The organism is Streptomyces sp. NPDC058307 (assembly GCF_042880295.1).
Taxonomy (GTDB): domain Bacteria; phylum Actinomycetota; class Actinomycetes; order Streptomycetales; family Streptomycetaceae; genus Streptomyces.
This window is the reverse complement of record NZ_JBHVYZ010000077.1, coordinates 1-21,682: the sequence shown is the minus strand read 5'-3', so window position 1 is coordinate 21,682 and position 21,682 is coordinate 1. Positions and strand designations below refer to the sequence as shown.

20 protein-coding genes are annotated in these 21,682 nt (G+C 70.9%); 8 read left to right on the top strand and 12 right to left on the bottom strand.

Annotated elements, in window-relative coordinates; genetic code table 11:
• Nucleotides 1-45: 45 nt before the first annotated feature.
• Genes ACFVYN_RS35945 through ACFVYN_RS35930 form a run of 4 tightly spaced genes read right to left on the bottom strand, consistent with a single transcriptional unit; the run spans nt 46 to nt 4,592 of the window.
• On the bottom strand, nt 46-1,404 hold the full coding sequence (locus tag ACFVYN_RS35945) for a GH1 family beta-glucosidase (RefSeq protein ID WP_390006277.1): 1,359 nt from the start codon (nt 1,402-1,404) through the stop codon (nt 46-48).
• A 20-nt stretch (nt 1,405-1,424) separates the two neighbouring features.
• Complete coding sequence (locus ACFVYN_RS35940) at nt 1,425-2,264, bottom strand: carbohydrate ABC transporter permease (RefSeq protein ID WP_390006303.1); 840 nt, start codon at nt 2,262-2,264, stop codon at nt 1,425-1,427.
• A 13-nt stretch (nt 2,265-2,277) separates the two neighbouring features.
• Nucleotides 2,278-3,270, bottom strand: coding sequence for a carbohydrate ABC transporter permease (locus ACFVYN_RS35935; RefSeq protein ID WP_390006275.1), 993 nt, complete (start codon nt 3,268-3,270; stop codon nt 2,278-2,280).
• 5 nt (nt 3,271-3,275) lie between these two features.
• Complete coding sequence (locus tag ACFVYN_RS35930; protein WP_390006274.1) at nt 3,276-4,592, bottom strand: ABC transporter substrate-binding protein; 1,317 nt, start codon at nt 4,590-4,592, stop codon at nt 3,276-3,278.
• Nucleotides 4,593-4,753: 161 nt separating this feature from the next.
• On the opposite strand from ACFVYN_RS35930, the gene ACFVYN_RS35925 reads away from it, so the two are divergent.
• Nucleotides 4,754-6,013, top strand: a complete 1,260-nt coding sequence (locus ACFVYN_RS35925; RefSeq protein WP_390006273.1) for an ROK family protein — start codon at nt 4,754-4,756, stop codon at nt 6,011-6,013.
• Between the two features lie 227 nt (nt 6,014-6,240).
• Here the strand turns inward: ACFVYN_RS35925 and ACFVYN_RS35920 are convergent, their stop codons facing one another.
• Together ACFVYN_RS35920 and ACFVYN_RS35915 are read right to left on the bottom strand one after the other, a co-directional pair.
• Nucleotides 6,241-6,843 carry a GNAT family N-acetyltransferase gene (locus ACFVYN_RS35920; protein WP_390006271.1) on the bottom strand — a complete coding sequence of 201 codons (603 nt, stop codon included), beginning with the start codon at nt 6,841-6,843 and terminating at the stop codon, nt 6,241-6,243.
• A gap of 40 nt (nt 6,844-6,883) precedes the next feature.
• On the bottom strand, nt 6,884-7,177 hold the full coding sequence (locus ACFVYN_RS35915; RefSeq protein ID WP_390006270.1) for a putative quinol monooxygenase: 294 nt from the start codon (nt 7,175-7,177) through the stop codon (nt 6,884-6,886).
• A 303-nt stretch (nt 7,178-7,480) separates the two neighbouring features.
• On the opposite strand from ACFVYN_RS35915, the gene ACFVYN_RS35910 reads away from it, so the two are divergent.
• The 4 genes from ACFVYN_RS35910 (at nt 7,481) to ACFVYN_RS35895 (ending at nt 11,594) form a co-directional block, all read left to right on the top strand.
• On the top strand, nt 7,481-8,497 hold the full coding sequence (locus ACFVYN_RS35910) for a sugar ABC transporter substrate-binding protein (RefSeq protein WP_390006268.1): 1,017 nt from the start codon (nt 7,481-7,483) through the stop codon (nt 8,495-8,497).
• Between the two features lie 144 nt (nt 8,498-8,641).
• Entirely contained in the window at nt 8,642-9,655 is a 1,014-nt protein-coding gene (locus ACFVYN_RS35905; RefSeq protein WP_390006266.1) for an ABC transporter permease, read from the top strand.
• Nucleotides 9,652-10,488 (top strand): ATP-binding cassette domain-containing protein, encoded by an 837-nt coding sequence (locus ACFVYN_RS35900; protein ID WP_390006265.1) that lies wholly within the window; start codon nt 9,652-9,654, stop codon nt 10,486-10,488. The genes ACFVYN_RS35905 and ACFVYN_RS35900 overlap by 4 nt, the downstream gene beginning before the upstream one ends.
• A gap of 74 nt (nt 10,489-10,562) precedes the next feature.
• Nucleotides 10,563-11,594: a LacI family DNA-binding transcriptional regulator gene (locus ACFVYN_RS35895; protein ID WP_390006263.1), complete on the top strand. Its 1,032-nt coding sequence runs from the start codon at nt 10,563-10,565 to the stop codon at nt 11,592-11,594.
• A gap of 4 nt (nt 11,595-11,598) precedes the next feature.
• Here the strand turns inward: ACFVYN_RS35895 and ACFVYN_RS35890 are convergent, their stop codons facing one another.
• Both ACFVYN_RS35890 and ACFVYN_RS35885 read right to left on the bottom strand, forming a co-directional pair.
• Entirely contained in the window at nt 11,599-12,645 is a 1,047-nt protein-coding gene (locus ACFVYN_RS35890) for a CU044_5270 family protein (RefSeq protein WP_390006261.1), read from the bottom strand.
• The gene (locus ACFVYN_RS35885; RefSeq protein WP_390006259.1) at nt 12,642-13,289 is read right to left on the bottom strand and encodes an RNA polymerase sigma factor; all 648 of its coding nucleotides are present in this window, start codon (nt 13,287-13,289) and stop codon (nt 12,642-12,644) included. Before ACFVYN_RS35885 ends, ACFVYN_RS35890 begins: the two co-directional genes overlap by 4 nt.
• 136 nt (nt 13,290-13,425) lie before the next feature.
• On the opposite strand from ACFVYN_RS35885, the gene ACFVYN_RS35880 reads away from it, so the two are divergent.
• Genes ACFVYN_RS35880 through ACFVYN_RS35870 form a run of 3 tightly spaced genes read left to right on the top strand, consistent with a single transcriptional unit; the run spans nt 13,426 to nt 17,031 of the window.
• On the top strand, nt 13,426-14,769 hold the full coding sequence (locus tag ACFVYN_RS35880) for an MFS transporter (RefSeq protein ID WP_390006258.1): 1,344 nt from the start codon (nt 13,426-13,428) through the stop codon (nt 14,767-14,769).
• Complete coding sequence (locus ACFVYN_RS35875) at nt 14,766-16,136, top strand: alpha/beta hydrolase family protein (protein ID WP_390006256.1); 1,371 nt, start codon at nt 14,766-14,768, stop codon at nt 16,134-16,136. Before ACFVYN_RS35880 ends, ACFVYN_RS35875 begins: the two co-directional genes overlap by 4 nt.
• Nucleotides 16,137-16,188: 52 nt before the next feature.
• Nucleotides 16,189-17,031: a PaaX family transcriptional regulator C-terminal domain-containing protein gene (locus ACFVYN_RS35870; protein ID WP_390006255.1), complete on the top strand. Its 843-nt coding sequence runs from the start codon at nt 16,189-16,191 to the stop codon at nt 17,029-17,031.
• A gap of 396 nt (nt 17,032-17,427) precedes the next feature.
• Here the strand turns inward: ACFVYN_RS35870 and ACFVYN_RS35865 are convergent, their stop codons facing one another.
• The 4 genes from ACFVYN_RS35865 to ACFVYN_RS35850 form a co-directional block, all read right to left on the bottom strand.
• Nucleotides 17,428-18,852, bottom strand: a complete 1,425-nt coding sequence (locus ACFVYN_RS35865) for an ATP-binding protein (protein ID WP_390006253.1) — start codon at nt 18,850-18,852, stop codon at nt 17,428-17,430.
• Nucleotides 18,853-19,569, bottom strand: coding sequence for a response regulator transcription factor (locus ACFVYN_RS35860; protein WP_390006302.1), 717 nt, complete (start codon nt 19,567-19,569; stop codon nt 18,853-18,855).
• A gap of 85 nt (nt 19,570-19,654) precedes the next feature.
• Entirely contained in the window at nt 19,655-20,266 is a 612-nt protein-coding gene (locus ACFVYN_RS35855; RefSeq protein WP_390006252.1) for an FMN reductase, read from the bottom strand.
• The gene (locus ACFVYN_RS35850) at nt 20,263-21,369 is read right to left on the bottom strand and encodes an LLM class flavin-dependent oxidoreductase (protein WP_390006250.1); all 1,107 of its coding nucleotides are present in this window, start codon (nt 21,367-21,369) and stop codon (nt 20,263-20,265) included. Before ACFVYN_RS35850 ends, ACFVYN_RS35855 begins: the two co-directional genes overlap by 4 nt.
• Between the last annotated feature and the right edge of the window lie 313 nt (nt 21,370-21,682).

The following is a 21,682-nucleotide window of genomic DNA, read 5'->3' as shown; positions in this document are numbered from 1 at the left end:
GCCCGGCTCAGGCCGCCCTGCGCCCTCCCTCCCCGTGCGCCCGGCTCAAGCCGCCCTGCGCCCCCTCTCCCCGTGCGCCCGGATCACGTCCGCGTACCGGTAACCCGTGCCCTTGATCGTGCGCCGCTGGGTCTCGTAGTCGACGTGGACCAGGCCGAAGCGCTTGTCGTAGCCGTAGGCCCACTCGAAGTTGTCCAGCAGGGACCAGGCGAAGTAGCCGGCCAGCGGGGCGCCCTTGCGGGCGGCGGACGCGCACGCGGCGAGGTGGTCGATCAGGTACTGCTGGCGTTCCGGGTCGTCGACCGTGCCGTCGGGGCGGACGACGTCGGGGTAGGCGGAGCCGTTCTCGGTGACGTAGAGCTTGCGGGCGCCGTACTCGTTGGTGAGGCGGAGCAGGAGGGTCTCGATGCCGTGCGCGTCGATCTCCCAGTCCATGCCGGTACGGGGCACGCCGGGGCGGGCGACCTGACGGGCCCGGGGCGCCGGTCCGGCGGGGTCGTCGGCGACGGTGACCGGCATGTAGTAGTTGAGGCCGAGCCAGTCCAGGGGGGCCGCGATCGCCGCCGAGTCGCCTGGCCGTTCGGGGAGTTCGACGCCGTAGACCTCCCGCATGTCCGCCGGGAAGCCGCGGCCGTGGACCGGGTCGAGCCACCAGCGGTTGGTGTGGCCGTCCATGCGGCGGGCGGCGGCGAGGTCCTCCGGACGGTCGGTGGCCGCGTGCACCGTGGAGAGGTTGGTGACGATGCCGACCTGGGCGGAGGGGGCCTCGGCGCGGATCGCCCGGGTGGCGAGGCCGTGGCCGAGGAGGAGGTGGTAGGAGGCGCGGACGGCGGCCGTGAGGTCGGTCAGGCCGGGGGCCATCTTCCCCTCCAGGTGGCCGATCCAGGCCGAGCACAGGGGCTCGTTCAGGGTGGTCCAGTGGTCGACCCGGTCCCCCAGCCGGCCGGCCACGACCGAGGCGTACGCCGCGAAGTGCTCGGCGGTCTCGCGTGCGGGCCAGCCGCCGCGGTCCTGGAGTACCTGGGGCAGGTCCCAGTGGTAGAGGGTGACGGACGGGGTGATGCCGGCGGCCAGCAGAGCGTCGATCAACCGGTCGTAGAAGTCGAGGCCCTTGGGGTTGACCGGTCCGTCGCCGCCCGGGATCACGCGCGGCCAGGCGACGGACAGGCGGTAGGCGTTGGTGCCGAGCCGGCGCATCAGGTCGATGTCCTCGCGCCAGCGGTGGTAGTGGTCGCAGGCGACGTCGCCGGTGTCGCCGCCCGCGACCTTGCCGGGGGTGTGCGAGAAGGTGTCCCAGATCGACGGCGAGCGGCCGTCCTCCGACACGGCTCCCTCGATCTGGTAGGCCGCCGTGGCCGTGCCCCACAGGAAGTCGTGCGGGAGTGCGGCGAGGTCGATGGTCACGAAAGTCCTTTCACGGTCGGTCACTTGACGGCGCCCGCCGTCAGCCCGGCGACGAGATAGCGCTGGAGCAGCAGGAATCCGGCGACCACGGGGACGCTGACGACCAGCGAGGCGGCCATGATCTGGTTCCAGTACACGTTGTTGAGCGTGGAGTAGCCCTGGAGGCCGACGGCGAGGGTGCGGGTGGTGTCGTTGGTCATCACCGACGCGAAGAGCACCTCGCCCCAGGCGGTCATGAAGGCGTAGACGGCGACCGCGACGATCCCGGGGATCGCGGCCGGCACCACGACCCGGAAGAGCGCGCCGAACGGCCCGCAGCCGTCCACCAGCGCGGCCTCGTCCAGGTCGCGCGGCACCGAGTCGAAGTACCCGATCAGCATCCAGATCGAGAACGGCAGGGAGAAGGTCAGATACGTCAGGATCAGCCCGCCCCGCGAGCCGAACAGGGCGATTCCGGTGGCGTTGCCGATGTTGACGTAGATCAGGAAGAGGGGCAGGAGGAAGAGGATCCCGGGAAACATCTGCGTGGACAGCACGGTGACCGTGAAGACGCGCTTGCCGCGGAACTCGTAGCGGCTGACGGCGTACGCGGCGAACACCGCGATCACCACCGAGCACACGGTCGCCGCGCCCGCCACGACCAGCGAGTTCACGAAGTACCGCGCGAGCGGGATCGTCGACCAGATGTCGATGTACGGCCGGACGGTCAGCCGGCTCGGCAGCCAGTGGAACTCGCCCGTGACGTCCGCGAGCGGCTTCAGCGAGCTGGAGACCATGACGTAGACCGGCAGCAGGACGAAGCCGGTGAGCAGGGTGAGGAAGATCCGCCGGGACCAGAAGAACGAACGCGGCGGCGCCATGGGCGAGCGGGGGCTAGACATCGGCCGGCTTCCTTCCCCGGGAGGTCAGCAGGAGGTAGACGCCCGTCACCACGAGCAGGAACAGCAGCAGGAGTACGGACATGGCGGAGCCGGTGCCGAAGTTCCAGGTGACGAAGGACGCCTGGTAGATGTGGACCGAGATGAGGTCCGCGGCCTCCGGGGCCGACCTGCCGAACAGGACGAACGGCGTGTTGAAGTCGTTGAACGTCCACAGGAACAGCACCAGGACCAGCACCTGGTTGACCGGACGCAGGGACGGCAGCGTGATCCGGCGGATCTGCTGCAACAGCCCGGCACCGTCCAGGGCCGCCGCCTCGTACAGCTCGCCGGGGATGTTCTGGAGTCCCGCCATGACGATGAGGAAGGCGAACGGCCAGCCCTTCCACACCGAGACGGTCAGCAGCGCCCAGAAGCTGTTGTCGCCGATGAGCCAGAAGGACGGCTTGCCGGTGAGGTGGAGCTGGCCGTGCAGGACGTGGTTCACCAGGCCGTTGTCGTGCTGGAACATGAACACCCAGGTGATGACGGCCGCGTAGACCGGCAGGGCGTACGGCACCAGGAACAGGGCGCGCAGCAGGCCCCGGCCGCGGAAGGTGTCCTGCATGTAGATCGCCGCCGCGGTGCCGACCAGCCAGCACAGGCCGACCGACAGCAGGGTGAAGGCCACGGTGACGAGGAAAGAGTGCAGCAGCGCCTCGCCGACCGGGGCGTCGAGGTCCACCGACACCTTGTAGTTGTCGAGGCCGGACCAGGGCGCGGTGCCCCAGTCACGGATGTAGAACTGCGTGAGCTCCTTGAAGCTCATCACGATGCCGATCACCATCGGCACCAGGTGGACCAGGAGTTCGAGGAGCAGGGCCGGCAGCAGGAGCAGATACGGCAGGCCGATGCGGCGGATCCTTCCGGGACGGCGGTGGGGACCCGGGTGCGCCGCCCCGGCCGGGTTCTGCTGCGCGGTGGCCTCCGCGGACGCGGTGGTGGTCATCGCGCTCACTTCGCCGGCATCTGCTGCTGGGCCTTCTCCAGCGCCGCCTTCACCGACTCGGTGGTGACCGCGCGTCCGGCGGCCGCGTCGGCGAACAGGTCCTTGACGGCGGTCCCTACGGCCGTCTCGAACTGCGATTCGTCGGCGACCTGGGGCAGGGCGGCCGCGCTGGTGGCGAGGGTGTTCTTGAGGACCGCGTCGGGGCCCGAGCTGAAGGCGGAGTCCGCCTGGACGGTCTTCACCGGCGGGATGGAGCTGTAGGCGGTGTTGAGGATCTTCTGCTCGGCGTCGCCGGTCATGAACTTCACGAACTTCTTGGCACCGTCGATGTTGTCGGTGTTCTTGAAGACGGCCAGGTTGATGCCCATGACGGCCGAGTTGACCTGGGTGCCGGCGCCCGGGGTGCCGGACTGCACGGGCACGGGTGCGATGCCGTACTTGTCCGCGCTCATGCCCTGGGACTCGAGGTTGGAGGACGCGGACTGCCACAGCAGCATGGCCTGCTTGCCCTTGGCGAAGTCGCTCACCGACTGGTTCTGGGCGTACTCGGCGTCGCCGGTCGGGATGACCTTGTCCTTGGCCATGAGGTCGACGTACTGCTTGACCGCGGCCACCACGTTGTCGTTCGTGAAGTCGGGCTTGCCGTCGGAGGTGAAGAAGTCGCCGCCGTGCTGCTTGGCGAAGACGAAGACGTGGTGGATGTTCTCGGCCAGGCTCGCGCCCTCCGCGCCGAGCGCGGTCTTGCCCTTGGCCTGGATCTTCTTCCCGTCGGCGACCAGTTCGGCCCAGGTGGCCGGGGGCTTGGCGATGCCGGCGTCGGCGAAGATCTCCTTGTTGTAGTAGAGGGCGTAGGACATCGAGTAGAGGGGGACCGCGGCCGGGTCCTGGCCCTGGGCGCCGGTGGAGCCGAGCGCGGAGTCGACGAAGCGGTCCCGGCCGCCGATCGCGGCGAAGTTCTTGGCGTTCCAGGGCAGCAGCGCGCCGGTGGCCTGGAGGGAGGCGCTCCAGGTGTTGCCGATGTTGAGGACGTCGGGGCCCTGGCCCGAGGTGGTCGCGGTGAGGATCCGGTTGAGCAGGTCGGACCAGGGGACGACCTCGACCTTGACCTTGATGCCGGTCTGCTTCTCGAACTTGTCGAGTTCGGGCTGGAGTACCTTCTTGTCGACCTCGATGCTGGCACCCTGGTTGGAGGCCCAGTAGGTCAGGGTCTTCGGCGAGTCGTTGGACCCGCCGCTCGTCGACGAGCCGCCGCCACAGGCGGTCACGAGAGTCATGAGGGAAACGGTGACCGCACCGGCGGCCGCGGCTCGGGTTCTGCGCATGGCTCTGGAGTCCCTTCCAGGGAGAGACCCCGGGGTGCGTTCGCTTCCCGAACACCGTCCCGGAGTTAATTTATGGCGTGATTTAAGACGCGAAGGAAACTCGCGTCAAGAGTCGGCGCAGCGGTATCTTGCAGGTCGAGGCGGCGTCGGAAGGGATCCACATGGCGGGGCGGAACGGGCGGACGGTGCGTGACCTGCGACGGGGCAATCGGACCGCCGTACTGCAACGGTTGTATTTCGACGGCCCCATGAGCCGCTTCGAACTGGCCCCCGCCACCGGCCTGAGCGGCGGCTCCATCAGCAACGTGGTCGCGGAACTGGTCGAGGACGGCCTGGTCGAGGAGGCCGGCACGGTCGAGTCCGACGGCGGCCGCCCCCGCACCCTGCTGCGCGTCGCCCCCACCGGCGGCCACATGATCGGCGTGGACGTCGGCGAGACCCGCGTCCGCGTAGAGCTCTTCGACCTCACCCTCACCGAACTCGCCCGCACCGAACGGCCTTTGGAACATCACGGCTACGACGTCGAGGTCGTCGTCGGCCACATCCGCGACGGCATCGCCGAGGTCCTCGCCGACACGGACATCACCCCCGAACAGCTGCTGGGCGTGGGCATCGGCGTCCCCGGCATCGTGGCCCGCACCCCCGGCCAGGGCGCGGTGGTGCACGGCCAGACGATGGGCTGGGACGCTGTCCCGCTGGAGTCCCTGCTGCGTTCGACCTGTGAACTCCCTGACTCCGTGCCGTACTTCATCGACAACGGCGCCCGCACGCTCGGCCAGGCCGAGCTGTGGTTCGGCGCCGGCCGGGGCTGCCACAACGCGGTGGTCGTCCTCTTCGGCTCGGGCATCGGCGCCTGTCTCGTCACCGAGGGGGTGGAGTACGGCCGCCCCCTGGAGTGGGGCCATGTGACCGTGCGGGTCAGGGGACGCCGCTGCCGCTGCGGCGCGCTGGGCTGCCTGGAGGCGTACGCGGGAGCGGGGGCGCTCGTCGACCGCTGGCGCGAGGCGGGCGGCCACCCGCCCGAGGACACCGACGAGGAGACCGCGCTGGCCGCGCTGCTCGCCGCCGCCGACCCGGCCGACGGCGCCGAGCCCGACCCGGCTGCCCTCGCCGTCCTGGAGGAGACGGCCGAGTACGTGGGCGCGGGCCTGTCCGACCTGGTCAACCTCTTCCAGCCCGAACGCATCCTCATCGGCGGCTGGGCGGGCCTCCAGCTCGGCCCCCGCCTCCTGCCGGCCCTACGCCGGTACACCGACGCCTACGCCCTGCGCCACCCCGCCGAACGCGTCTCCATCGACCTCGGCAGACTCGGCCCGGACGCGGTCACGGTCGGCGCGGCGAGCCTGCCCCTGGCCGACCTCTTCGCCCGGGGCGGGCGGCCCGCCGCACCCGGGCAGGACCGCCGGAGCGCGACCGGTTGACCAGAGCTGGATCGCGAGGACGCCACCGGACCGACCCGGCGTTGGAGCCCGAGGACGCTGTCGGCCGACCACGGTTGAAGCGCCACGGGGACCACCGGTCCCACAGGACGGCGTGACCGCGAGGACGCGACCGGCTGACCCGGCCGGAACGCGGGTTCCTCCCGTGCCCTGTGAGGACCGGAGGGCGAGAGCCTGTTGGACCGACAGGCGGCCGGGCAAAGACGACCTCAGGCCGGAGCGACGGTCCGGGTGACGACCCAGCGGTGAGGCGAGATGGGCCGGGTCCGGGTGAAACCGTGGTTCTCGAAGGCGGCCATCGGGCCGGTGTGCAGGAACGAGCCCGACAGCGAACGGTCGTCGGTCTCCTCGGGATAGCCCTCGACCGTGCCGCCGCCCTCATGGGCGATCTCGGCCAGCGCACCGCCGAGAGCGGCGTGAGCGACGCCGCGCCCGCGCAGACCCTTTCCGGTGAAGAAGCAGGTGACGCGCCAGTCCGGCAGCGTCGTGAGGTCCTTTTCGTACGTCCGCCTGCTCTTGATCTCCGGCAGCTCGGTCGGCGAGCCGAACTGGCACCAGCCCAGGCAGTCGTCGCCTTCGAAGACGAGCGCGGCGTGGGTCCGCCCCTCGCGGACGCGCTGCTCCTTCTCGGCCCGGTTCTGCTGGGGGGTGCGCCCCTTCCCGACCTTGACATGGAAGCCCATGCACCAGCAGCCGCCCCACACGCCGTTGTTCGCCTCGACCAGTCGGGCGAACGCGGGCCAGGTGTCCGTGTCCAGTGGCCGGACGGTGAGGGGGGCGGCGGGTGTATCGCCTGTCGCGTTGCCGCTCACGTACTCCTCCCGGGAGGTTGTACTGAGACGGTAGACCCGGTCAGGCCACCGGGTCGAGGAACGTCAGCACGGAGGCGGGCTCCTCGATCAGCGGGGTGAGCGCGGCGTTGAAGGGGCCGCCGTACGGGGCGTTCAGGTGCGCCTGGAAGGCGTCCTCGTCCCGGTACACCTCGAAGATCCAGAAGGCGCGTGGGTGCGAGGCCTTGGTGTAGACGTCGAAGGCGAGGTTGCCCTCCTCCGCACGCACCTTGCCGGCGTACTCCGTGATCATGCGGGCGACCTCGTCCTGCGCTCCCTCACGGGCGGTGAACTCGGCGAGCAGGGTCTTCTTCACGGGTGCGTGTCCTTGTTCGTCGTGGTGGGAGCCGAGGTACCGGGGTGTCATCGCCGACTTGTGTCATCGATGACATTCGGGTCTGCATGATGGGCGCAGTGCGGTCGCCTCGTCAACGGTTCGGGCACGAAGCGGGCGGCCACCGCCATCGTTGCGGACTTGTGACGGGCGCGGGGCATTGACGTTGCCGGGAGACGGGGTCATCATCCTCGGCAGTGTCAACGATGACATAAGTCAACGATGACACCTCGGGACGGCATGCCCCGATGCCGCCGCTCGTCCGCAATCCCGCTGGAGTCGTTCATGTCTCGCATCCCCCGACTGCCTTCCTCCCTGCTCAGAGTCGCCGCGTGTACGTCGGTCGCGGCCCTCGCCCTGACGGCCTGCGGTTCCGGATCCGGATCGGGCTCCACGAGCTCCGGATCGGGCACGGTGAAGGTCGGGCTGATCACCAAGACCGACACCAACCCGTTCTTCGTGAAGATGAAGGAGGGCGCGGAGAAGGCCGCCAAGAAGGACGGCGTCCAGCTCATGACCGCGGCGGGCAAGTTCGACGGAGACAACGCCGGTCAGGTCACCGCCATCGAGAACATGGTCGCCGCCGGGGTGAAGGGCATCCTGATCACCCCGAGCGACTCCAAGGCGATCGTGCCCGCGATAGCGAAGGCCAAGGCCAAGGGCGTGCTGGTCATCGCCCTGGACACGCCGACCGAGCCGGAGAGCGCGGTCGACGCCCTCTTCGCCACCGACAACCTCAAGGCCGGCGAGCTGATCGGCGAGTACGCCAAGGCCGCGATGAAGGGCAAGACGGCGAAGATCGCCGCCCTCGACCTCGCGCCCGGCGTCTCCGTCGGCGTCCAGCGGCACAACGGGTTCCTCAAGGGCTTCGGCGCCACCGAGAAGGACGTGGCCTGCGCCCAGGACACGGGCGGCGACCAGGCCAAGGGCCAGACGGCGATGGAGAACTGCCTCCAGAAGGAACCCGGCATCAACCTCGTCTACACCATCAACGAGCCGGCCGCGCTGGGCGCGTACACCGCGCTGAAGGCCAAGGGCCGGGAGAAGGACGTCCTGATCGTCTCCGTCGACGGCGGCTGCACCGGCACCCAGGCCGTCAAGGACGGCAAGATCGCGGCCACGTCGCAGCAGTACCCGCTGAAGATGGCCGCCGAGGGCGTCAACGCCGTCGTGACGTACGCCAAGGGCGGCAAGAAGGCGTCCGGTTACACCGACACCGGCGTCACCCTGATCACCGACAAGGCCCAGACGGGCGTGGCGTCCAAGGACACCGCCTTCGGCCTGGAGAACTGCTGGGGCTGAGTCCGGCTCCAGCGGACGCACGACTTCGCCTCTCCCCCAGGCCCTGTCGGGCCTAAGCGGGGCGGCCGGCCCCGCACCTCCCCGACCCGGGGACGGCCGCCCCCGTGTCCCACCAGGACTTCTGTCTTCCGACAAGGACTTCGCATGACCGCCACGTCCACGCCTCCGAGCACCTCCTCGCCGTACGCCGAGCTCAAAGCGCCGACCGCGGCCCGCAGGCTGCTCACGGCACCGACCACCGGCCCGCTCGTCGCCCTCCTTATCGCCTGTGTCTTCTTCGCCGTCTCCTCCGACCAGTTCCTCACCGGCGGGAACTTCTCGCTGATCGTGCAGCAGGTCATGGTCGTCGGCACCCTCGCCATCGGCCAGACCCTGATCATCCTCACCGCGGGCATCGACCTGTCGTGCGGCGCGGTGATGGCGTTCGGCAGCATCGTGATCGCCAAGATGGCCGCCGAGGGCTCACTGCCCCCACTGCTCGCCATCGCGCTGGGCCTGGTCGTCTGCGGCGGCTTCGGTCTGGTGAACGGGCTGCTGGTGCAGAAGATCCCGCTGCCGCCGTTCATCGTCACGCTCGGCATGCTCAACGTGGCGTTCGCGCTGACCCACATCTACTCCGAGGAGCAGACGGTCACCAACCTGCCCGGCCCGCTGACGGCCCTGGGGCAGACCTTCCCGATGGGCCACACGGACATCACCTACGGCTCCCTCGTCACCATCGCCCTGTTCCTCCTGCTCGCCTACGCGCTGAGCAGCACGGGCTGGGGCCGGCACGTCTACGCCCTGGGCAACAGCCCGGAAGCCGCGCGGCTGAACGGCATCCGCACCTCCCGCCTGACCATCGGCGTCTACACCGTCGCCGGTCTCCTCTACGGCGTCGCCGCCCTGCTCCTCATCTCCCGCACCGGAGTCGGCGACCCGCAGGCCGGACAGACCGACAACCTCGACAGCATCACGGCCGTGGTCCTCGGCGGCACCAGCCTCTTCGGAGGCCGCGGTTCGGTCCTCGGCACCTTCATCGGCGTCCTGATCGTCGGGGTCTTCCGCAACGGGCTCCAGCTGATGGGCGTCGCCTCGATCTACCAGACCCTGATCACCGGAGTCCTGGTCATCCTCGCGGTGACCGTCGACCAGATCTCCCGGAAGAAGGCCCGATGACCGCCCTCGACTCCCCCACCCCGATCCTTCAGGCCCGCGGTCTCGTCAAGCGCTACGGCCAGGTCACCGCCATCGACGGCGCCGACTTCGACCTGCTGCCCGGCGAGGTGCTCGCCGTGATCGGCGACAACGGCGCCGGAAAGACCAGCCTCATCAAGGCACTCACCGGTGCGGTGACGCCAGACGCGGGCGAGATCCGCCTCAACGGCGAGCCGATCCAGTTCTCCGGACCGCAGAGTGCCCGCGCCCACGGCATCGAGACGGTCTATCAGGACCTGGCGGTGGCCGCCTCGATGGACATCGCCTCGAACGTGTTCCTCGGCCGCGAGCTGCGCCGGCCCGGGGTCCTCGGCAGTGTCTTCCGGATGCTCGACAAGAAGCGCATGCGCCAGGAGGCCGCCGAGCACATGGCGGACCTGAAGATCGGACTGCGCTCGCTGACCCAGTCGGTCGAGACCCTCTCCGGGGGCCAGCGGCAGGCCGTGGCGGTCGCCCGTTCCGTCGCCTGGGCCCGCAGTGTCGTCGTCATGGACGAACCCACCGCAGCGCTCGGCGTCAAGGAGTCCGGACAGGTCCTCGACCTCATCCGGCGGGTCCGGGACAAGGGCATGCCGGTCGTCCTGATCAGCCACAACATGCCGCACGTCTTCGAGATCGCCGACCGGATCCACGTGCACCGGCTGGGCCGGCGGGCCGCCCTGATCAAGCCGTCCGACTACTCCATGGCGGAGGTCGTCGCCATCATGACCGGCGCGCTCACCGTCGACGAGGCCGGAGATACTGTCGTAGCGGATTCCGCGGCCGCGAAGGCCGCGGGCGTCCAGGCCACCTGACCACCACTCATCACTCGACGGCATCCGGCCGAGGCCGCGGCCGGAACCGACGAGCACAGGAGACGGTTTCCTCCATGGCAGCGAACCGCCGCCCGACCCTGGCCGACGTCGCCCGCGAAGTGGGCGTCAGCGCCAAGACGGTCTCCCGCGTTCTCAACGAGGACGGACCCGCGTCGGCCGAGACCAGGGAACAGGTGCTGGCCGCCGTGGCCAAGCTCGGCTTCCAGCCGAACCTCATGGCGCGCAACATCCGCGTCGGCGGGCCCGACACCACCATCGGTCTGGTCGTCCCCGACCTCGGCAACCCGTTCTTCGGAGCGGTGGCCCGCAGTATCGAGGACACGGTCCGCGACCGCGGACTGACCCTGCTCATGGGCTCCTCGGCGGAAAACCCGGACCAGGAACGCGCCCTGACGGACAAGTTCCTCGCCCGCCGCGTCAGCATCCTGCTGGTCGTGCCGTCCGTCGGCGCCGACCACTCCCACCTCAAGACCCACCGCGCCACAGGGCTGCCCGTCGTGTTCGTCGACCGTCCCGGAGCGGGCCTGGCCGCCGACAGCGTCGTCAGCTCCAACCGCACCGGCGCCCACGACGGTGTCGCCCACCTCATCGCCCACGGCCACCGGCGCATCGGCTTCGTCGGTGACCTGCCGGTCAAGCTCTACACCCGCCGTGAGCGCCTGGCCGGGTACCGCGAGGCCCTCGAGCGGGCCGGCCTGCCGTACGACCGTTCCCTGGTCACCAACGCCCATGACCAGCAAGGGGCTTCGGCCGCGACCTCCCGGCTCCTGGGCCTGGCCGATCCGCCCACGGCCCTGTTCGCCGGCAACAACATCGTCGCCCTGGGGATAGTGGCCGAACTCGCCCGCAGCCGACGCAAGGACGTCGCCGTGGTCTCCTTCGACGACGTCCCGCTCGCCGAGGCGCTCGAACCCGCCCTGACCGTCGTCGCCCAGGCCCCCGAGGAGATCGGCAGAACGGCGGCGACCACGGCACTGTCCCGCCTCGACGGCGACCGCGGCCGGGCCCGGACCATCACCGTGCCGACCCGGCTGATCGTGCGCGGCTCGGGCGAGCGGCCCGCCCCCCGGTTGCAGCGGGCCTGACCCGTCAGTCCGCCTGCCCCGGCACCTCCTTCATCTCGTTCACGACCGCCCGCTGAGTGATGGCGATGGTGAACGTCACGGTCCCCTTCTTGAAGGTCTCGCTCGGCTCGACCTGCACAGCGCGCTCACCGAGGAACGCGTACGTCTTCTTGTCGAAGATCCACTCGGTGCGCTCCCCGTTCTGCTCGTCGAGCCGCGCGATCGCGACCCCGTGGCGCCCCACCGCGTCGACGGCGTCGTCCACGGCGACGACGCCGGGGATCTCGGCGGCGGCCTTGTAGAGCGCGGCGGTGAGGCGGGCGGGCGGGTAGCTCTCGGTCAGCAGGTCGCCGATGGCGACGAACGCGGCCTGGTCGCGGGGGACTTCGGGATCCCGGACGGCGTCCGACTCCTGGTAGATCTTCCGCAGCAGGGCCCGGGGTTCGGTGGGCAGTTGGGCGAGCCGGTGGTAGGCCGAGCTGAGCGGGTTCGGTCCGGCCAGGGTGGTGCCGTCCTCGCTCGTGTTGCCCGGCTCGATCAGCCAGCCGTTCCTGCCGTCGGGGGACTCCCAGACCTGGCGGGAGTGCAGCTTCTCACTGACCACCGTGGTCTTGTCGTCGACCGCCTTCGGGTAGGTGTTCGCGACCTTGGAGGCGATGTAGAGGAACTGGTCGTCGCGCACCGTGGGTTCGGTGGTGTCGGCGGCGGCCAGGGAGATGTGGTCGAGCAGGCGGTCGGCGCCCTGGGCGTCGACGGCGCCGATCCGGGTCGTCAGGGCGGGCCCGGTGGCCAGGGAGGAGTTCGCGTCACCGCCGCCGGTCAGGGCGAGGCCGCCCACGACCGCGCCGGCCAGGGCGCAGGCCAGCGCGGGCATCAGGACCGCCCGGCGCAGGAACGGGTTGCGGCGTACGGGGACGACAGCGGTGGTGCGGAGGTCTTCGCGGATCTGGACCATCATCTGCTCCTTGTGGAACTGGTGACGGCCCGCCGGCAGATCCCGCTCCACGGAGGGCAGAAGACCCTGGGTCTCCGTCCACTCGGCCGGGTGCGGCTGGGCGGGGCTGGCGTTCATCGGTTTCCTTCCTGTGCGGACCGGATCACGTAGTCGCGATCACCTGTTGTCTGCCGGTTTGTTCGGGTGAGTTCCCTGTTTTTTCGTGCCGGTTGGGCCAGTTCGACCTCGGCGAGCTTGCGCAGCCTGCCGCGCGCCCGGGACAGCCGGGAGCGGACGGTGCCGACGGGGATGCCGAGGGCGCGGGCGGCGTCGGCGTATTCCAGCCCCTCCCACAGACACAGCACCAGGACCTCGCGTTCGGGGCGTCTCAGGGAGGCGAGCGCGGTCAGTGTGGCGGCGATCCGGCGCCGGTCGTCCACCCGCCCGGCGGTCTCCTCGGCATGGTCGGCGGCCTTCGCCGGCCCCGCCGCGGCCACCGCGCCGGCCGCGGCCCGGTAGCGGCGGTTGCTGCGGTAGTGGGACCGGGCGACGTTCGTGGCGATGCCGAGCAGCCACGGCCGCAGCGAGCCCCCGTCGGCCTCGACCGACGCCCGGCGCCGCCAGGCCTCCATGAACGTCGCCGCCATGACGTCCTCGGCCACGGACCAGTCGGCGGTCAGCCGGAAGGCGTGGTTGTACACCGAGCGGGCGCACTCGTCGTAGAGCTCCGCGAAGGCGTCCGGATCCCCGGCCCGTATCCGGGTTCGCATATCTGTGGTCACGCACTCAACTGCCCGGACGGATCAGCGGGTTCCAGTGATGCACGTCACATCCCCGCTAATGTTGTGCACTTTATTGACGGCAGTCACCAGACAGCCTAATTTCACGGTGTCCTTCCCCCGCTCAAGGGAGCCCGCGATGCCCCCGTCCCCCACCGCATCAGAACGCACCCGCCAACTGCGCCGAGTCGCCCTCTCCGGCCTGCTCGGCACCGCCGTCGAGTTCTACGACTTCCTCGTCTACGGCACCGTCGCAGCCCTCGCCTTCGGCGAACTGTTCTTCCCCGGCGCCGACCCGGCCGTGGGCACGATCGCCGCGTTCGGCACCTTCGCCGCCGGATACGTGGCCCGCCCGATCGGCGGCGTCGTCTTCGGCCACTTCGGCGACCGCCTCGGCCGCAAGAACATGCTGCTGCTCACCATGAGTCTGATGGGCGGCGCCAGCTTCCTCATCGGCCTGCTGCCCACGTACGACACCATCGGCGTCTGGGCGCCGGTCCTGCTGATCACCCTGCGCGTGGTCCAGGGCATCGCCATCGGCGGTGAGTGGGGCGGCGCGACCCTGATGGTCGTGGAGCACGCGGGCGAGCGCCGCCGCGGCCTGTGGTCGAGCGCCACCCAGATGGGAGCCCCGCTCGGCTCCCTGATCTCCGCCGCCGTGGTCGCCCTGGTCTCCACCCTCCCCAAGGACCAGTTCGCGGCCTGGGGCTGGCGCGTGCCGTTCCTGCTGAGCTTCCTGCTGCTCGGCGTCGGCCTGTTCGTCCGCCTCAAGGTGGTCGAGAGCCCCCTGTTCGCCGAGGTGAAGAAGGACCGCGCCGAGTCGAAACTCCCCGTCCTCGACGTCCTGCGCCGCCCGAAGCCCGTACTGCTGGCCTGCTGCGTCGGCATCGGCGCCTTCACCGCCCAGTCCCTGCTGACCAGTTACCTGATCGCGTACGCCACCGGCATCGGCTACCCCCGCCCGCAGGTGCTCACCGCGCTCACCGTCTCCGCCGCGGTCGCCCTGGTCGTGCTGCCCTTGGGCTCCGCGCTCTCCGACCGGATCGGCCGCCGCCCGGTCGTCCTCACCGGCGCGATCCTGTCCGCCGCGACCGCCTTCCCCGTCCTCGCCCTGGTCGACTCCAAGTCGTCGGGAGCCCTGATCCTGGCCGTGGTCATCGGCCACGGCATCTCCCAGTCGCTGATGTACGGGCCCCTCGGCGCCCTGTTCAGCGAGATGTTCGGCACCAAGGTCCGCTACACCGGCGCCTCCCTCGGCTACCAGGGCGCCACCCTGGTCGGCGCCGGCTTCTCCCCGATGATCGCCGGGAGCCTGGTCGCGAGCAGCGGCAACGGCACCCCCGTCGCCCTCCTGCTGTGCGGCGGCTCCCTCATCACCGCGCTGACGGTGTGGTTCGTCCGCGAGACCAGCCGTACCGCGCTCGGCGACGAACCCACCCCCGAACTCCCCACCACCCCCCACACGGAGGAGATCACCGCATGAGGCACGGCACCCGCATCGCCTGCACCGCAGCCCTCCTGCTCACCCTCACCACCGCCCCGGCGGCGACGGCCACCACCGACACCACCACCCACGTGGACGGCCAACTCCCCTCCAGCGCCACGTACATGATGGACGTCCCCACCAACTGGAACGGCACCGTCCTCCTGTTCAGCCACGGCTACAACGCGGGCCCCGCCAACCCCGCCCAGGACGCCCCGGACGCGGCCACCAAGCCCCTTCTCCTCCAGCAGGGTTACGCCCTCATCGGCTCCTCGTACGCGTCCACCGGCTGGGCGGTCACCGACGCGGTCCCCGACCAGCTGGCCACCCTGAAGGCCTTCACCACCCGCTTCGGGCAGGCCACCCGCACCCTCGCCTGGGGACGGTCGTACGGCGGCCTGGTCACCACGGCGATAGCCGAGCGCCACCCGGACGCGATCGACGGCTCGCTCTCCATGTGCGGCCTGGTCCACGGCGGAGTCGCCAACTGGAACAACACCCTCGACCCGGTGTTCGCCCTCAGGACGCTCCTGGGCTCCGGCGTCCCCCTGGTGAACCTCCCGAGCCAGCAGGCCGCCACCGACGCGGCGAACACCCTCACCGCCAAGGTCGACTCCGCCCAGTCCACGGCCGAGGGCCGGGCCCGTATCGCCCTCGCCGCGGCCCTGCACAACATCCCGGTGTGGAACGCGCCCACCCAGACCCGCCCCGCCGCGACCGACTGGGACGCCCAGCAGGCCAACCAGTACGACGCCGTCAAGGGGCTGCTGAAGATCGCCGCCTTCAACCGCCGCCAGGAGGCGGAGGTGCGCGCGGGCGGCAACATGTCCTGGAACACCGGCGTCGACTACAGGCGGCTGCTCGCCCAGTCCTCCGTCCGCCAGGAGGTCACCGAGCTGTACAGCAAGGCGGGCCTCTCCCTGACCAAGGACCTCGCCGCCCTCAACCGGGCCCCGCGCATCACCGCCGACCCCGCCGCCGTCGCCTGGACGAGCACCACCAGCAGCTTCACCGGCAAGCTGGTCAAGCCCCAGCTCTCCATCCACACCATCGGCGACCCCCTGGTCCCCGTCCAGACGGAGAGCGCCCTGCGCCGCGCGGTGACGGCCGCCGGCTCCGCCCCCCTCCTCCGCCAGGCCTACGTCGACAACGCCGGCCACTGCACCTTCAGCCCCGCCGAACAACTGGCCGCCCTCCACACCCTGGAGGACCGCCTGACCACCGGCAGCTGGCACGGCACCGACCCGGCGTCCCTCAACGCCCGCGCCACCGCGGCCGACCCCACCACCCCCGCCCGCTACGTCCGGTACCACCCCACCCCCTACCTGCGCCCCTACGACCTTGCCCACCCCGCCGACCGCCGGTGACCTCGTACGACCGCCTGCCGCACAGTCGGCGGGCGGCCGTACCCTTGCCCCCGTGGAGGACGACGACATCCTGGACACCGCGGAGGGGCCGCAGCCGCGCCCGCAGTCCCTCATGCTCACCTTCTTCGGCAACCATGTCCTGGAGGAGGGGGACCTGGGCGTCTACTCGGGCAGCATCATCGACGTCCTGGGCCGCGTGGGCGTGGGCGAACAGGCCGTACGCTCCACCCTCACCCGCATGGTCAACCGGGGCCTCCTCCAGCGCCAGCGCGAGGGCCGCAAGATGTTCTTCGGCCTGACCCCGCAGGCCACCCGCGTCCTGATCGACGGCCGCACCCGCATCTGGAAGCAGGGCGCCGTCAACGACGACTGGGACGGCTCCTGGACCCTGCTCGCCTTCTCCCTGCCCGACTCCTGGAAACGCCAGCGCCACGACCTGCGCTCACGCCTCACCTGGTCAGGTTTCGGCGCCCTCTACAGCGGCCTGTGGATCGCCCCCGGCCACGTCGACGTCTCGGCGGTGGTCACCGACCTCGGTCTCACGGCCCACGTCAAGATCTTCCACGCCCAGGCCGCCGAGGTGACCGACATCGAGCAGATGATCCGCGACACCTGGGACCTGGAGTCCATCGCCGCCCGCTACGTCACCTTCGACAAACGCTGGACCGCCCACCTCGTCAACGGCACCGACGACGACCCGATCGGCACCCGCCTGCGCCTGGTCAGCGACTGGCTCCGCACCATCCGCACGGACCCGAGACTCCCGGCCCGCCACCTCCCCCCGGCCTGGCCGGCCCGCCCCGCCCAGGAAACCTTCCACCGGGTCGCCGACCAGACCCACCCGGCACTGGAGGCGGCCCGAGCGACGCTGCAGACAATCCCGCTGCACAACTAGGGCAGGGTTCGAGGTCGTCGAGCGAGTGCGACCCGGTGGGGGCTGGTCGCGCAGTTCCCCGCGCCCCTAAGGGGTTGCAGTCACCTGCGCCACGATGGGCCGCAAGCCGCGTACGGCGAGAAGGGGACGGGGTGGGGGGTGTCCGCCCGCAGCGGCCGGCGTCCGTTACAGGGTGCTGCCCAGGGGACCGAGCCGCCGGACCGAGGACGGACACCCCCCACCCTGGCACCGCCCCACCCACACACAGCACGCGCTACACAAGCCCCCACCGGGGCCGCAGCTGCGCCGCAGGCACCCAGGGGCGCGGGGAACTGCGCAAAACGCCCGCCCCCACCTAACCCGAACCCGAACCCGCACCCGCACCCGCACCCGCACCCGCCCAGCAACCGAACCCGCTCAACCGCCGGAGGCGTCCCCACCCACCGTGAACCCGATCACCGTCCCACCCCCCTCCCGGGGAAACGCGAACGGCGCCCCCCCGTGCGACAGCGCAACCTCCCGCACGATCGACAACCCCAGCCCCGACCCCGGCAACGACCGCGCGTCCGCCGCCCGGTAGAACCGGTCGAACACCCGCACGAGATCGACCTCGGCGATCCCCGGCCCCCGGTCCAGCACCTCCACCCGCACCGGCCCGGCCGCCGACAACCCCGACACCGAGATCTCGATCGCAGCGGTACCGTCCCGGTCGAACTTCGCCGCGTTCTCGACCAGGTTCGACACCGCCCGCTGCAGCATCCCCGGCCGCCCGTCCGTCACCGTGGACCCGCTCGCGTGCACCACGACCTCCCGCCCGATCCGCCGCCGGGCCGCCCCCGCCACCTCCTCCGCGACATCGGCGAGATCCACCCGCTGCGGCGGCTCGTTGTCCGCCTGCCCCGCCGCGAGGTCGACCAGCTCGTTGACCAGATCGGTCAACTCCCGTGCCTCCTGCGTGAGATCGGCGACCAGTTCCTCCCGCGTCGCCGGCGGCAGCTCATCGATCCGCCGCAGCAGCGAGATGTTCGTACGCAACGACGTGAGCGGGGTGCGCAGCTCGTGCCCCGCGTCCTGGACCAGCCGCCGCTGGTCCTCCTCGGACTGCGCGAGCCGCCCCAGCATCCGGTCGAAGGCCCGCCCCAGCCGCCCCACCTCGTCGTACCCGGTGACCGGCACCTCGATCCCCAGCCGCCGGGTCCGCGCCACGTCCTCCGCGGCGGCCGTGAGGATCACCAGCCGCCGGGTGATCCGCCGGGCCAGCCACCACCCGAACAGCCCGGCGCCCACCACGACCGCCAGCATGAGCAGAAACGTCCGCTGCTGCAGCGCCCGCAGCAGGTCCTCGGTGTCACTGAACTCCTGCGCGACCTGCACGGCGCCCCGCCCGCCGCCCAGCGAGACGGTGGCGATCCGGTACACGTCGCTGCCGACCGAGACCTCCCTGTGCAGGGCCATCCGCCCGGCCGCCCCGGCGGCCGCGATCCGCCGGTCCCCGGAGACCACCGGCAGCCCGGGACGCCCGGGATCGGCGACCGCCCCGGTGGGCCCCAGCACCTGCACATCCGTACGGGCCGGCCGCACCAGGTCATGCCCCGGCGCCGAGGACGAGAAGTCCTCCGGCGCCATCCGGTGCTGGCTCACCTCGTCCCGCAGATCCTGCACGACCTGGTCGAACACCGACTCCTGGTCCACCCGCACCAGCCGCGCGGCGGCGCTGTAGGACAGCACGCCGACGAGCACGGTCACCGCGGCCGTCACCGCGGCGAAGGACACCGCGAACGTGGTCCGCAGGGACAGCAGCCGGGGCCGCGGCCGGGCCCACAGCCGAGCCAGCCGCCCCACTCAGTCCTCCCGGAGCACGTAACCCACGCCACGCACCGTGTGGATCAGCTGCGGAGCGCCGGGCTCGTCGAGCTTGCGGCGCAGATAGCCGACGTAGACGGCGAGGTTCTTGGAGCCGGGCCCGAAGTCGTAGCCCCAGATGCGATCGTAGATAGTCGAATGATCAAGCACGATGCCGGCGTTCCGCACGAGCAGTTCCAGCAGCTCGAACTCGGTACGGGTCAGCTCCAGCTCGCGCGTCCCCCGCCAGGCCCGCCGCGCCTGGATGTCCATGCGCAGCCCGGCCGCCTCGATCCGCCCCTCGGGCAGCTCGGGCGCGGGAGCCCTCGGCACCGCGACCGCCGCGGGGGCCATCCCCTCGGGGCTGGTCCGCCGCAGCAGGGCCCGCAGCCGGGCGAAGACCTCCTCGACGTCGAAGGGCTTGACCACGTAGTCGTCTGCGCCCGCGTCCAGGCCGGCGATCCGGTCCTGCGTCTCCACGAGCGCCGTCAGCATGAGGATCGGCGTACGGTCGCCCTCGGCGCGCAGCACCCGGCAGACCTGGAGCCCGTCGATCCCGGGCATCATCACGTCGAGGACGAGCACGTCCGGCGGCGTCCGGTGGGCCTGCGCCAGCGCCTCGACGCCGTCGGCGACCGCGGTGACCCGATAGCCCTCCAGGGTCAGGGCGCGCTCCAGGGCGTGACGGATGGCGCGGTCGTCTTCGGCGAGCAGCACGTTGTGGGACACGTCCTCAGTGTGCCGTGCCCGCCGAGTCGTACGACGTGATGAGCAGCTCACCGGGGCCCTTCTTACTGGCCTCTCACCCCGTCGGACGCAACGCGGCGAGCTGCTCCTCGAAGGGCACCACGTCCACGAAACCGTCCGCGGCCGGGGCCCGGCGCGGGGTCCCGCGGACCGCCGACAGCCCGCCCATCAGCCCCGCGAGCTCCCGCGCCGCCCGCTCGATCCGCCCGTCCAGCCCCTCGGCGCCCCAGTCCTCCGAGGCGGCGTACACCCCGGTCGGCACGACGACGGCCTTCAGGTGGGCGAAGAGCGGCCGCAGCGCGTGCTCCAGCACCAGCGAATGCCGTGCCGAGCCACCGGTCGCCGCGATCAGCACCGGCCTGCCCTCCAGGGCCCCCGGCTCGAGCACGTCGAAGAACGACTTGAACAGTCCGCTGTACGACGCCGAGAACACCGGAGTCACGACGATCAGTCCGTCGGCCCTGGCCACCGCCTCCTGCGCGGCGGCCAGGGCGCGTCCCGGAAAGCCGTTGGTGAAGTTCTGCGCGATCTCGACGGCGAGTTCCCGCAGCTCCACGACCTGGACGTCCACCTCGGCGGCACGGCCCACGGCCGCGGCCAGCCGGTCTCCGAGCAGCCGGGTGGACGACGGGACGCTCAGCCCCGCGGACACGACGACGAGCTTCATGCGACGACCTCCTTGTTCTGCTCGGCCTTGTTCCGCTCGGCGGCCAGCAGGGACGCGTGGGTGGGAGCCTCCGGGACGCCGGCCGGGCGCCGGGCCGCGAACTCCTTGCGCAGCACCGGTACGACCTCCTCGCCGAGCAGGTCGAGCTGCTCCAGGACGGTCTTCAGGGGCAGTCCGGCGTGGTCCAGGAGGAACAGCTGGCGCTGGTAGTCCCCGGCGTACTCGCGGAACTTCAGCGTCTTCTCGATGACCTGCTCCGGAGACCCGACGGTCAGCGGCGTCTGGTCGGTGAAGTCCTCCAGGGACGGCCCGTGCCCGTACACCGGCGCGACGTCGAAGTACGGCCGGAACTCCTTCACGGCGTCCTGGGAGTTGCGCCGCATGAACACCTGGCCGCCGAGACCCACGATCGCCTGCTCCGCCGTCCCGTGCCCGTAGTGGGCGTACCGGGCCCGGTACAGCTCGACCATCCGCTTCGTGTGGTCGGCGGGCCAGAAGATGTTGTTGTGGAAGAACCCGTCGCCGTAGTAGGCGGCCTGCTCGGCGATCTCCGGGGACCGGATGGACCCGTGCCAGACGAACGGCGCCACCCCGTCCAGCGGCCGGGGCGTGGACGTGAACCCCTGGAGCGGCGTACGGAACTTCCCCTCCCAGTTCACGACGTCCTCGCGCCACAGCCGGCGCAGCAGGGCGTAGTTCTCGATGGCGAGGTTGATGCCCTCGCGGATGTCCTTGCCGAACCAGGGGTAGACCGGTCCGGTGTTCCCGCGGCCCATCATCAGGTCGACGCGCCCGTCGGCCAGGTGCTGGAGCATCGCGAAGTCCTCGGCGATCTTCACCGGGTCGTTGGTGGTGATCAGCGTGGTCGAGGTGGAGAGGATCAGCCTCTCGGTCTGCGCCGCTATGTAGCCGAGCATGGTGGTCGGCGACGACGGCACGAACGGCGGGTTGTGGTGCTCACCGGTCGCGAAGACGTCGAGCCCGACCTCCTCGGCCTTCAGCGCGATCGCGACCATGGCCTTGATCCGCTCGCGCTCGGTCGGAGTACGGCCCGTCGTCGGGTCCGGCGTGACATCACCGACGCTGAAGATCCCGAACTGCATGGTCGCTCACCCTCCAGGTTGTTTACGGTTCAACTATAACCGCGTGCCCGGAGAACGACACCCCATCCACACCTATTCCCACGGCTCCGGCAGACGCCCCCTGAACGGACAGATCCCGGCTGAGACCACCGCGCAGAGCGACCCACCACAGCCGCGGCCACACACGACCGGCGGCCACCACACCCGGACAGGGACGCGGGGCTGTGACATCAGCGGCTCCGCCGGGGCGCGCGACCAGGCCCCGACGGGCCGCACACTCCCCCTGCCGCCCCGGCCAGAAGACGGCCGGTACGCCCCCCGAGCAGCGCGAGGC